The 11671-nt window shown below is 73.1% G+C and carries 11 protein-coding genes; 2 read left to right on the forward strand and 9 right to left on the reverse strand.

Annotated elements, in window-relative coordinates:
• Positions 1 to 126 precede the first annotated feature (126 nt).
• Positions 127 to 615 carry a hypothetical protein gene (locus tag ACIQCH_RS33045; RefSeq protein ID WP_402587092.1) on the forward strand — a complete coding sequence of 163 codons (489 nt, stop codon included), beginning with the start codon at positions 127 to 129 and terminating at the stop codon, positions 613 to 615.
• An 82-nt stretch (positions 616 to 697) separates the two neighbouring features.
• Here the strand turns inward: ACIQCH_RS33045 and ACIQCH_RS33050 are convergent, their stop codons facing one another.
• The 5 genes from ACIQCH_RS33050 to ACIQCH_RS33070 all read right to left on the reverse strand — a co-directional run bounded on the left by ACIQCH_RS33050 (position 698) and on the right by ACIQCH_RS33070 (position 6415).
• Positions 698 to 2233, reverse strand: coding sequence for an FG-GAP-like repeat-containing protein (locus tag ACIQCH_RS33050; protein ID WP_402587064.1), 1536 nt, complete (start codon positions 2231 to 2233; stop codon positions 698 to 700).
• A gap of 53 nt (positions 2234 to 2286) precedes the next feature.
• Positions 2287 to 3477: a transglycosylase family protein gene (locus tag ACIQCH_RS33055; protein ID WP_402587066.1), complete on the reverse strand. Its 1191-nt coding sequence runs from the start codon at positions 3475 to 3477 to the stop codon at positions 2287 to 2289.
• 56 nt (positions 3478 to 3533) lie between these two features.
• Positions 3534 to 5057, reverse strand: a complete 1524-nt coding sequence (locus ACIQCH_RS33060; RefSeq protein ID WP_402587068.1) for an FG-GAP-like repeat-containing protein — start codon at positions 5055 to 5057, stop codon at positions 3534 to 3536.
• A 160-nt stretch (positions 5058 to 5217) separates the two neighbouring features.
• On the reverse strand, positions 5218 to 5370 hold the full coding sequence (locus ACIQCH_RS33065) for a hypothetical protein (RefSeq protein ID WP_402587070.1): 153 nt from the start codon (positions 5368 to 5370) through the stop codon (positions 5218 to 5220).
• A gap of 160 nt (positions 5371 to 5530) precedes the next feature.
• Entirely contained in the window at positions 5531 to 6415 is an 885-nt protein-coding gene (locus ACIQCH_RS33070; RefSeq protein WP_402587072.1) for an NmrA family NAD(P)-binding protein, read from the reverse strand.
• Positions 6416 to 6502: 87 nt separating this feature from the next.
• Here ACIQCH_RS33070 and ACIQCH_RS33075 point away from each other — a divergent pair, with 87 nt between their 5' ends.
• The gene (locus ACIQCH_RS33075) at positions 6503 to 6922 is read left to right on the forward strand and encodes a winged helix-turn-helix transcriptional regulator (RefSeq protein WP_402587074.1); all 420 of its coding nucleotides are present in this window, start codon (positions 6503 to 6505) and stop codon (positions 6920 to 6922) included.
• Between the two features lie 204 nt (positions 6923 to 7126).
• Here ACIQCH_RS33075 and ACIQCH_RS33080 read toward each other — a convergent pair whose 3' ends face one another.
• The 4 genes from ACIQCH_RS33080 to ACIQCH_RS33095 form a co-directional block, all read right to left on the reverse strand.
• Entirely contained in the window at positions 7127 to 7642 is a 516-nt protein-coding gene (locus ACIQCH_RS33080; protein WP_402587076.1) for an RICIN domain-containing protein, read from the reverse strand.
• 421 nt (positions 7643 to 8063) lie between these two features.
• Positions 8064 to 9074, reverse strand: a complete 1011-nt coding sequence (locus tag ACIQCH_RS33085) for an LLM class F420-dependent oxidoreductase (RefSeq protein ID WP_402587078.1) — start codon at positions 9072 to 9074, stop codon at positions 8064 to 8066.
• Positions 9075 to 9246: 172 nt separating this feature from the next.
• On the reverse strand, positions 9247 to 10143 hold the full coding sequence (locus ACIQCH_RS33090; protein ID WP_402587080.1) for a hypothetical protein: 897 nt from the start codon (positions 10141 to 10143) through the stop codon (positions 9247 to 9249).
• 155 nt (positions 10144 to 10298) lie between these two features.
• Positions 10299 to 11315: an N-acetylmuramoyl-L-alanine amidase gene (locus ACIQCH_RS33095; RefSeq protein ID WP_402587082.1), complete on the reverse strand. Its 1017-nt coding sequence runs from the start codon at positions 11313 to 11315 to the stop codon at positions 10299 to 10301.
• Positions 11316 to 11671 lie beyond the last annotated feature (356 nt).

The following is an 11671-nucleotide window of genomic DNA, read 5'->3' on the forward strand; positions in this document are numbered from 1 at the left end:
GGGGCGGAGGCCACGGGCCGGGGCGGGGCGGGGTCGCTCCACGTCGCCCCGGCCGCCCACCGGCAGGCGCAGGCGGACCAGTTGGAGGCCGTGCAACTGCAGGCGGCGCTGGCGCAGGCCCTGGCGCTGCAGGAGGCGGCCCTGGTCGCCGACCCGGACGCCGTGGCCGCCGTCGAGGCCTCGCCCTCGCCCAGTACCACGGCCGAGCGCCAGAAGTTCGCCAAGACGCGGTTCGTGCTCAACGCGGGCCTGGCGGCCGGGGCGACCTACCAGTGGATCATCAAGCCGTACCGGGCGGGCAAGTTCAAGAAGGGCGCGAGCGGCCGGACGTTCGCGCTCATCAAGGCGGGCCTCGCGGGCGCCTTCGCCTACAACCGGCTGAAGGCGGCCATCGAGAACGCCAAGGGCGACCCGCTGCTGTCCAAGGCGCTGGCGCCGCTGACGGCCGGCGTCGAGTCCCTCAAGAACCTGACCACGAAGGTCCGCAAGGGGCAGGCCGGTGACGGGGATATCTCGTCCTTCGAGGACGTTATCAACAACGTGAAGAGCGCGGGCCAGAGCGCTGGCGCCACGGTCACCGACCAGGTGCCGAGCCTGTCGCAGCTGGGCGGGTAGGCGCGCGGGGGCGGGGTCCGGCCGGATGCCGGGCCCCGCCCTCCGGTGTGGTGTCAGCCGTCCTCGGGGCGGGCGGTCGGGCTCAGCCGGGGTCGGCGACCGTGCCCAGGTCGGTCCAGCCGGCGGTGCCGTTCCCGCCGTTCCAGAGGCGGACGGTGAGGGACCCGTCGGGGCCGGTCAGGACGTGGTCGCTGTGGCCGTCGCCGTCGAAGTCGGCGAAGGCCGTGTACCGCGGGTCGGCCGCCGTCCCCGTGGTGACGGGCGTGCCGGGGGCGGACCAGCCGCCGTGGCCGTCGCCGCCGCGGTTCAGGTAGGTGTCCACCGACCCGTCGGGCCGGACCACGGAGTAGTCGGCGTACCCGTCCCCGTCGAAGTCGGTCCACCGGACCCGGCCGGGATCGTTGGTCACGCCGGCGGCGACGGTGCCGCGGTCCTGCCAGCCGCCGTGGCCGTCACCGCCCTTGTTGAGGAAGACGGTGACGGGGCCGTCGGGGCGGACCAGGGTGTAGTCGGTGCGGCCGTCGCCGTCGAAGTCCACGAACCGGACCTGGCCGGCGTCCCGGGTGAGCCCGGTCGCCACGTTGCCGACGGGGGTCCAGCCGCCGTGGCCGTCGCCGCCGCGGTTGAGGTAGACGGACACCGAGCCCGTCTCCGCGATGCAGAGGTAGTCGGCCCTTCCGTCGCCGTCCCAGTCCGCGAACCTGACCCGTGTCCGGTCCGTGGTGAGACCGGTGGCGACCTGCCCGAGGTCCTCCCAGCCGCCCCGCCCGTCACCGCCGCGGTTCAGCAGGACGCGGACCGCCCCGCTGTCCGCGACCAGGACGCGGTCGGCGCGCCCGTCACCGTCCCAGTCGGCCCAGCGCCGCCGGTCGGCGCCGCCGGACTCCGTGCCCGCCCGACCCTTGTGGGTACGGACGGCGGTGCCGTCCGTGACGGCCTTGTCGACGCCGTCGAAGAGGGCGTCGGCCACCTTGCGGTAGCCGGCGTCGTTGGGGTGCAACCCGTCGGCCATCTCGCCGGACAGCAACGCGGGCGCGTCGACGTAGCGGACCTTGGCGCCGGCCTTCGCCCTGGCGCCGACCCAGGTCCGCACCGCGGAGTTGAAGGCGGGCACGCCGGCCGGTCCGGACGTGGGGATCAGACCCATCACGAGGACGGTGACCCCGGGCCGCGCGGCGAGGATCTCGTCGGTCACCGCCGCCAGTCGGGCCGGCGCACCGGCCTTGTCGGTCCCCCGGTCCAGGTCGTTGATGCCGTGGTGGAGGAGGACGACGTCCGGCTCGGCACCGCGCACCCAGTCGCCGGCCTTGCCGCGGAAGTCGTTGGTCATACTGCCGCTGTGGGCCTCGTTGTCGTTGTCCGGGGCCGAGCCGGACTGCCGCGAGCCGACGAAGTCGACGCGGAAGCGCGGGTGCGCCTGCGACTTCTGCCACAGGGGCAGCCGGTAGCCGGCGGAGGTCGAGCTCTGGTAGCCGTCGGTGATCGAGTCGCCCAGGGGCATGACCCGCAGCACCGGCGGTGCGGGCTGCACGGCGGCGGCCGCGGGAGCCGCCGCCGAGAAGGCGGCGCAGGCTCCGAGTGCGGCGGTGACCGCCAGGGTGGTCGTCGTGCGCGGCACGCGCGGCCGGGCCTTCCGGCGGTGACGGCGCGACGTCAGGAGGGCGCCGCGCATCAGAAGCCCGCCCAGAGGCCGTTGCTGCCGAGCATGTCGGTGCCGCCGGAGACGTGGCCGGCGCCGTCGCCGGTGTAGAGCTTCATGTTGTCGTTGGCGTCGATGCCGGCGATGTCCTGCTTGCCGTCGCCGTTGAAGTCGGCCGCCATGAGGGACCGGAATCCCTTCCAGAGGCCGTTGCTGCCGAGCATGTCGCTGCCGCCGCCCACGTGACCGGCGCCGTCGCCCGTGTAGAGCCGCAGGTTGTCGTTGGCGTCGATGCCGGCGATGTCGGTCTTGCCGTCGCGGTTGAAGTCACCGGCGGTGATCGCCTTGAAGTTCTTCCAGAGGCCGTTGCTGCCGAGCATGTCGGTGCCGCCGGAGACGGTGAGTCCGCCGCTGTCACCCACGTACAGCTTGAGGTTGTCGTAGGCGTCGATGCCGGCGATGTCCGGCCTGCCGTCGCCGTTGAAGTCGCCGCCGGCGACGGACTTGAAGTTCGCCCAGAGACCGGTGCTGCCCAGCATGTAGTTGTCACCGGCGTAGAGGTTCCCGTTGCCGAGGCCCTGGTTGATGTACAGCTTCATGTTGTTGTTGGCGTCGATGCCGGCGATGTCCGTGCCGAGACCGTCCTGGAAGTCGGCCGCCGCGAGGGCCTTGAAGTTCTTCCACAGGCCGTTGTCGCCGAGCATGTTGCTGCCGCCGGAGACGTGGCCGGCGCCGTCGCCCGCGTACAGCTTCAGGTTGTTGAAGGCGTCGATGCCGGCGATGTCCTGCTTGCCGTCGCGGTTGAAGTCACCGGCCACGGTCCGGGCCATCGGCTTCGTCGGCTGCGGGTCGGGGGTCGACGGGTACGGGTCGGCGTGGTCGGCGCCCAGGCCGGCGCGCGGGCCGCAGCTCGGCCAGGCGCCCTGCCCCTGCACCGCGAGGACCTTCTCGGCTATGAGGATCTGCTGCTTCTTGGTGGCCAGGTCCGCCCGGGAGGCGTACGCGCCGCCGCCGAACGAGGTCCAGGTCGACGCGGAGAACTGCAGGCCGCCGTAGTAGCCGTTTCCGGTGTTGATGCTCCAGTTGCCGCCGCTCTCGCACGCGGCGACCTTGTCCCAGGTGCTGACGGACGCGGCGTCCGCGCCGGTGGTGGCGAGGAGGAGGGAGGAGAGGGAGGCCAGGCCGACGACGGCGCCGGAGAGGGCCTTGTTGTTCTTGCGCATGCGGGAACGGGCTCGATTCTGGGTGAGGGACGGCGCGGGAACGGGGGAGGGGTGCTCTAGAAGCCGGCCCAGAGGCCGTTGTTGCCGAGCATCTCGATGCCGCCCGAGACGTGGCCCGCGTTGTCGCCCGCGTACATCTTCATGTTGTTGTTGGCGTCGATGCCGGCGACGTCGCGCCTGCCGTCGCCGTTGAAGTCGGCCGAGAGCAGGGAACGGAACCCCTTCCACAGGCCGTTGCTGCCGAGCATGTCGCTGCCGCCGCCCAGGTGGCCGGCGTTGTCGCCGGTGTAGAGCTTGAGGTTGTTGTTGGCGTCGATGCCGGCGACGTCCTGCTTGCCGTCGGCGTTGAAGTCGCCCGCCGTGATGCCCTTGAAGTTGACCCACAGGCCGTTGCTGCCGAGCATGTCGCTGCCACCGCCCAGGTGGCCCGCGCCGTCGCCGGTGTAGAGCTTCAGGTTGTTGTTGGCGTCGATGCCCGCGACGTCCTGCTTGCCGTCGGCGTTGAAGTCACCGGCCGTGATCGCCTTGAAGTTGGCCCACAGGCCGTTGTCGCCGAGCATGCTGCCGCCGCCCGAGACGTGACCGGCGCCGTCACCCGTGTACAGCTTCATGTTGTCGTTGGCGTCGATGCCGGCGATGTCCTGCTTGCCGTCGCCGTTGAAGTCACCCGCGGCGATGGACTTGAAGTTCTTCCACAGGCCGTTGTCGCCGAGCATGTTGCTGCCGCCGGAGACGTGGCCGGCGCCGTCGCCGGTGTAGAGCTTCATGTTGCTGTAGGCGTCGATGCCGGCGATGTCCTGCTTGCCGTCGCCGTTGAAGTCCGCCCCGATGGTCCGGGCCGCGCCGGCGGCCGGCGCCGCGTCGTCGATGATGTTGTCGTAGCGGCGGGGGCTGAAGGTGCCGTGCCCGGACCAGTACGGGTAGGGGATCTCGCGGTGGACCGCGCCGACGCTGCCGGCCTGCTCGTAGGCGTCGTAGCGGGTGTGCTCGGCGTTGGCCCAGCCGTTGAAGATGACCACGTGGCCGCTGGCACCCGGGTCCGGGTTGAGCAGGACGTCACCGGGCTTGAGGGACTCCTTGCCGATGGAGGAGGTGAACTCCAGGAGGGTGCCGGTGGTCTCGCCCCAGTTGTTGGCCGAGGACGAGGCGAGGTGCCAAGCCATGGAGACGAAGCCCGAACAGTCGGTGCGGTAGCGGCCGTTCGCGTCCGTGCGGTAGCTGTACATGCTGTAGGGCACGCCGGCGTCCACCCAGGTCCTGGCCCGGGCGATGACCTCGGCGCGGCTGATCGGGCCGGCCACGCTCGAGGCGGCCGCCAGGCCCTGGGGCGCGGCGAGGAACGGCGAGACCTTCTTCCTGCCCGCGGGCACCGCCGCGTTGAGCTGGGCTCGGGTGGCGGTCGTCGGGTTGGGGACCGTCGGGGTGAACGGGGTGATGGTGCCCTGACCCGCCCGGGCGGTCGTGGACCGCGGTGCGGGCGAGCCGGCCGCGTGGGCCGGGACGGTCGTGGTCAGCACGACGGAGGCCAGGCCGGCTGCGAGCAGGGCGGTGGTGGACGTACGGCGCAGGGCGCGGGACATGGGTGTGCTCCACTGGTGTGAGGGCAGGCCGGAGGAACGGCCGGTGCCGGGAGGTCGAAGCGAGGAGGGCGGGCAGCGGGCGCGGCGGAAGCGATCACGCGGAGCCGGCTGCCGGCCGGTCGACGCCCGCGGACGACGCGGGTGCCGGAAGTGCGGTGGATCAGGCGGTGCGGAGGACGGGTCCCCGGGTGGCGGCGGGACCCCTGGCGTGCGTCCGGACCAGGGCGTGGCCCCGTGGCACGGCAGTGGCGGTGGCGGCGTCGGTGGTGGTGGACGGGCCGTCGGCCGAGGAGGTCAACCGACTACGGGACATGAGGATCTCCTGCGACGGGCACGACGGTGTGGACGGGTGGATCAGCGCTGCACCGGTCCGGCCGTGCGGCCCTGGCCTGGGTGGGGCTCCTGCCCCGCCGTCCCGGTGATCAACATCCTGCTGAACCGGGGTTCTCCGCGGAAGGGGAGCGGCCTGGCAGCTAGCGGCCTGGCACCTTGGTGCCCTGCCCGGCCCCACCGGTGCGCCGGTGGAGATCCCCCTCCGGCCGGCCTGCCGCCGGGCGGGCGGCGGAGGCGGCCGCGACCGCTGCGGCCAGCGGGTCGCGGGCCGGGCGCCCGAGGAGGTCCGTGAGGTCGGGGGAGGTGCCGTCCAGGAAGCCGTGCCGGACGGCCGTCGCGATCGAGGCCAGCATGGGCGGCTGGAACGGCAGCAGGCCCGGCGTCTCTTCGAGGAGCCTGCGCCGGTACGCGCCCAGCCCTACGACGCGGTGCGGCACCCCCAGACGTTCGGCCACCTGACCCGCCGTGATCGGCGTGCCGACGAGGTCGTAGACGCGCCCGGCGTGCCCTGCCGGGGCCGCCGCGACGCCCGCCGCCGCGTCGGCGAGGTCCGCGCGTGCGACGGCCGCCAGGGCGCCGTCCCCGAACGGGGATTCCAGCCCGTCGCCGGCCCACGCCAGCAGGCCGCCGAAGAGTTCCGCGTACAGGCCGTTCCGCAGGATCGTCCACGGCAACCCGCAGGCCCGCACGAGGCGTTCGGTGGCCCGGTGCGCGAGCGCGAACCCGAGGTGGTCGCCGGCCGTGGTCAGGCTCGTGTACACGACGTGGGCGACACCGTCGCGGACGGCGGCGTCCAGCACCGCGGCGTGGCGGCCGACGACCTGGTCGTCCTCGGCGTAGCCGGCGGAGACCAGCACCAGGGTCGAGACACCGGTGAGGCCCAGGCCCGCGCGGTCGTCGAAGTCGAGGCGCCGCTTCCCGTCGCCCGGCGTGCGGCTGGCACCCGTCACGGCCGCGCCGCGGGCGCGGAGCGCCCCCAGAGTGGCGGAGCCCAGGTTCCCGTTGGCTCCCGTCACCAAGATCATGTCAGTCGCAGTCTTCCGTCGTGGTTCTCGTCGGTCACTACGCTTGATCCTCGAACGCCCGCCCACCGGCCACAAGAAGGCACTTCGATGTCACCCACGCACACCGGGGTAACCACCCCCGCCGACCTCGAACCCTGCGGTCGCGACGACCACCCCGACTGCGGCATCCGCGACGTGCTGGACCGCATCGGCGACAAGTGGTCGGTGCTCGTCCTCGTCGAACTCGCCGCCGGACCGCGCCGGTTCCGGGAACTGCAGCGCGCGGTCGACGGCATCTCGCAGCGCATGCTGACGCTCACCGTGCGCAGGCTCGAACGCGACGGCCTCGTGCTGCGCACCGTGTACCCGACCGTGCCGGCCCGGGTCGACTACCGCCTGACCGACACCGGGGCCGGCCTGACCCACCTGGTCAAGGCGCTCGCCGACTGGTCGCTCGGGAACCGCGCCGCCATCGCCGAAGCGCGGCTCGCCTACGACCGGACGCACGACGACCACGGCCTCCGCTGAACCGAACCGCCCGAGCGGGCCCGCCTCCCAGGCGGCCCAACCGCAAGCGGCGGACGGCCGCCGCGGCGGCCGTCCGCCGGCCCCCGACCGCGACGCCTACGGGCAACGCAACACGGTCGGGCGATGCATCAACGAACTCGAGCAGCGGCGCGGCCCGGCCGTGATCGAACGTCGTATCTGACGAAGAAACTCCGACTCAGGCCACTAGAGCCATTCCTGGTTGACACCCCCGTGGCAGTCCCACTGGGTGGCCGGGGCGCCGACGTCGGTGCTCCAGCCACCGATCTCCAGGCACTTCCCGCTGTTCACGTTGACCAGGTTCACCATTCCGCCACCCAGCTCCCGCACCATCCACTGCTGGTTGGCGCCGCGGTGGCAGTCCCACTGACCGATGGCGGCGCCGTTGGCCTTGGACCAACCCTGCACCTCCAGACACTTCCCGCTGTTCCGGTTGTAGATCAGGTACCCGCCTCCGTACGCGACCCCGGCCCAGGACTGGTTGGCGCCCCCGTTGCAGTACCACTGGCTGACACCGGCACCGTTGGCAGTCGACCAGGCGCCCAGCTCCAGGCACAGGCCGCCGTTGCGGTTCACCAGCGTGCCCCACTCGGACAGGTCGACGGCGGCGGCGGGCGAGGCGGGCAGGGCCAGCGAGATGAGCAGCGCGCCCCCGGCGGCACTCAGGACGCGGCGGACGGACTTGGTGATGTCAAGGCGCACGGAATCAAATCCCCCTCATGCAGTCGATCACGGTCGTCCTTCGCCTGAACCAGGTGAATGTCGCGTGATCTCCATAAATCTGACGGCAAGAACTCTGACGGCACGGCGTCGACGGTGCGGGCCGAAGCCGGACCCGGTTGCAGAAGAGGCTTCCCCAGGGCGTGGTGGACGGCGCTCCACTGCGGGTTGGTCAGTGCCCGATTAAACCCTTCCTGGGGTGGCCGCAATGTGCCCTCCGTGCACGGATGCTCGGTATTCCGTGCAGGGTTCGGCCTGCCCCGTCCCCACCCCGGCGCACGCCGATCACCTGTGGAGTCCCGGATGCCCGGGCCGGGGGACGGCTTCCGAGATCTTCGGCATCAAGGGCTCGATGCGATCCACTGGGGGGTCGGCCGACGACACGATAGACCGACGATCGGGCCTAGGTGTTGAGCTCGGCGAGGACGCGGAGGGTGGCGGGGTCGGGGGCGGTGACCAGGAGGTCGGTGACGGGGCCCTTGCGCCACAGGTCGAGCCGTTCGGCGATCCGCTCGCGGGGGCCGACGAGGGAGATCTCGTCCGCGAACGCGTCGGGGACGGCCAGTACCGCCTCCTCGCGGCGGCCGGCCAGGAACAGCTCCTGGATGCGGCGGGCCTCGGCCCCGTACCCCATCCTGGCCATCAGGTCGGCGTGGAAGTTGCGGGCCGCGGCGCCCATGCCGCCGATGTAGAAGCCCAGCATGGCCTTCACCGGCAGCAGGCCCTGGGCGACGTCGTCGCAGAGCTGGGCGCGGGCCATCGGCGCGATCATGAAGCCGGAGGGGAGGTCCGAGAGCGAGGCCCGGTAGACGTCCGTGCGGGTGGGGGACCAGTAGAGGGGGAGCCAGCCGTCCGCGATGCGGGTGGTCTGGGCGATGTTCTTCGGCCCCTCGGCGCCGAGGAGGACGGGCAGGCCCGCGCGGAGGGGGTGCGTGATGGGCTTGAGGGGTTTGCCGAGGCCGGTGCCGTCGGGGCCCGCGTACGGGTGGGTGTGGAAGCGGCCGTCGAGCGTGACCGGGGCTTCGCGGCGCAGCACCTGGCGGATCACGTCGACGTACTCGCGGGTGGCGGTCAGCGGGCTCGCGGGGAACGGCCGGCCGTACCAGCCCTCGACGACCTGTGGCCCCGACAGGCCGAGGCCGAGCATCATGCGGCCGCCGGAGAGGTGGTCGAGGGTGAGGGCGTGCATCGCGGTGGCGGTGGGGGTGCGGGCGGCCATCTGCGCGATCGCGGTGCCCAGCCGGATGCGTGAGGTGCGGGCGGCGATCCAGGTGAGCGGGGTGAAGGCGTCCGACCCCCAGGCCTCGGCGGTCCACACCGAGTCGTAGCCGAGCCGTTCGGCCTCGACGGCGAGGTCGAGGTGGCCGGGGGTGGGGCCGCGGCCCCAGTAGCCGAGTGCGAGTCCTAGGCGCATGGTGCCGGGTCCCCTCTGCGGGCGGGCGGTGTCCTACGGTGCGGCGGGTGCGGCGGGTGCACCAGGTTCGGCGGGGCGATCTGACGAGGCGTCATATTCGTTGGGTCAGGGGACTGTACGGCAACGGCCCCCCGTCCGGAAGGGCGGGGGGCCGTCGTCGGAGCTCGGCGGGTCAGCCGCGCTGGATGCCCGAGGTGTCCTGGAGGACGCCGCGGCGGCCGTCCTGGGTCTGGGCGACCAGGGCGCCACCGCGCTGCTCGACGGCCAGGTACCAGTTGCCGGGGGCGAGTTCGGCGACGGGGGCGGGGGAGCCGTCCTCGGAGAGCAGCGGGCGGACGACCGGCACCGCGAACCAGAAGGGGGCGAAGTCGCCGGCCGGGGCCGCCTGCTGGGGCTGGGCCTGCTCCTGGGCCTGCGGGTTCGGCTGCTGGCGCTGCGGGGCGTGCGCGCCGTGGTCCTGCGGGTTCTGGTGGTGCTGGGGCGCGTGCTGCTGGGCGCCGGCCTGCTCGGGGCCGCCGAACGGGCTCGCGCCCTGGGCGCCGTACGCCTGGCCGGGGTAGCCGTAGCCGTCGGGCTGGCCCGGCTGGCCGGGCTGGCCGCCGAACGGCGCGGCCTGCTGCGGGCCGGGGGCGGGCAGGAGCGGGCCCTTGAGTGCCGGGACCTGGCCGCCGAAGACCGCGACGCCGGCCAGCGCCAGGACGGCGAGGAAGGCGATGATCGCGCCCGGGCCCAGGTTGGAGTTGCCCACCACCAGCGCCCACAGCGCCGACCACAGGGCGGCCACGGAGAGGACGGTGCCCCAGTTGTCCAGGGTCAGGTTCGCGAACTTCGGCGGGTTCGGCAGCGCGCGACCGAGGATGATCAGCGCGGCGGCGACGAAGCCGGTGAGGAAGATCGCCGGCAGCGCGATGCCGTAGTAGTCGGTGTCCCACGCGCTCGGCAGGTCGCAGAAGCGGTTGGTGACCGCTCCGCACGCGACGGAGTAGAAGTCGAGGAACGAGGCGATGAACAGCAGCGCCGCTGCTCCGATCACCACGCCGTCGGCTCGTGTCAGGGAGCGGATGTTCACTTGGATGATGTCCTTCTCGGTCTCGTCGGCAGGGGGTGGGCGGGGACCATCGTACGGATCCGAACGCGCGCGGGTGCCCCGCGTCCCGGAGTTCGGGCGCGGGGCTGGTGGTCCGGGGTTCTTGTCTACCCGCCGGGGAGGCCGCTCTATCCGCTCTATCCGCCGAGGAAGCCGACGATGCCGTTCGCGATGCCCTGTGCCGCCTTCTGCCGCCACTGCGGACTCGTGAGCAGGGCCGCGTCCTTCGGGTCGCGCATGTTGCCGCACTCGATGAACACCTTGGGGCGGGTGGAGAGGTTGAGCCCGCCGAGGTCGTCGCGGACGACGAGACCGGTGCCGGCGCCGACGTAGTTGGAGGGGCCGAGGCCGGTGCTGCGCGCGAAGTTGCCCGCGATGCGGACGCCGAGTTGGCGCGAGGGGCCCACGATGGCCGCGGTGTCGGCCGCGCCGCCCTTGACCCGGGCGGGGAGGATCACGTGGAAGCCGCGGTTGCCGGCCGAGGAGCCGTCCGCGTGGATGGAGACCACGGCGTCGGCCGCGGCCGCGTTCCCGATCCGCGCCCGTTCGTCGATGCAGGGGCCGAAGGCGCGCTCGCCGGTGTGCGTGAACACGACCTTCGCGCCCTGGGCTTCGAGCGCGGCGCGCAGCCGGTGGGCCACGTCGAGGGTGAACGCGGCTTCCGTGTAACCGGCGTTGGTGGTGGTGCCGGTGGTGTCGCACTCCTTGCGCGTGGTGCCGATGTCGACCTTGCGGTTGATCTCGGCGGCGTGGTCGAAGTTGTGCGGGTTGTGGCCGGGGTCGACGACGACGGTACGGCCCGCCAGCGGGCCGCGCGGGCGGGGGTCGGGCGGGGCCGTGGGGATGCCGGCGGGGACGGTGGCCTTACCGGTGCCGGTGCCGGTTCCGGTGCCCGGGGTCGCGGCGGGGCTGCCGGTGGCGCCGGCCCGGGTGGTGGGCTTGGCGTCCCCGGCCGCCGCGGAGGGCAGCGGGAGCACCTGGGGAGGCTGCTGGTCGGAGCCGCCGGTGAGCACGCTCACGAGCAGCCACCCCGCCAGCGCGGTGGGCGCGAGGGCTGCGATCGCCACCACGAGCGTGGACCGTCGCAGGCGCGGGCGGTCCGGGCTGATCGCGTGGGCGGACTCCGGGGGCGGGGGGCTGTCGTCGTACGGCACGGTGGCGATGCTAGTGCGGGTGGGGCGGACCGGCTCCGGGGTGTGGGCCCTGCCACGCCGCGGGTTCATCGGATGGTGGGACTTTCCGTACGCCGATGGGCGTGCGGGAGCGGGCTCGCGGGGGCGGGCGTGGGGGAGGGGGCAGGTGTGGGAGGGGGCTCGCGGGGGCGGGCGTGCGGGAGGGGGCGTGTGCGGGAGTGGGCCAGCCGGGGAGCCCGGCCCCCAATCGAGGCGAGAGCGCCGTCCCGTGGTGTGTGGGGGAGCCTCTTGAGGCGTCATGGCAGGCTGGTCCGGAGGCAGGCCCGGGCCTGGGGTGGCCGCAGGCCAGGGGCGGAGCCCCCTTGCCCCAGGGGTGG

The sequence above is a fragment of the Streptomyces sp. NPDC093225 genome, from assembly GCF_044753805.1.
Taxonomy (GTDB): Bacteria; Actinomycetota; Actinomycetes; order Streptomycetales; family Streptomycetaceae; genus Streptomyces.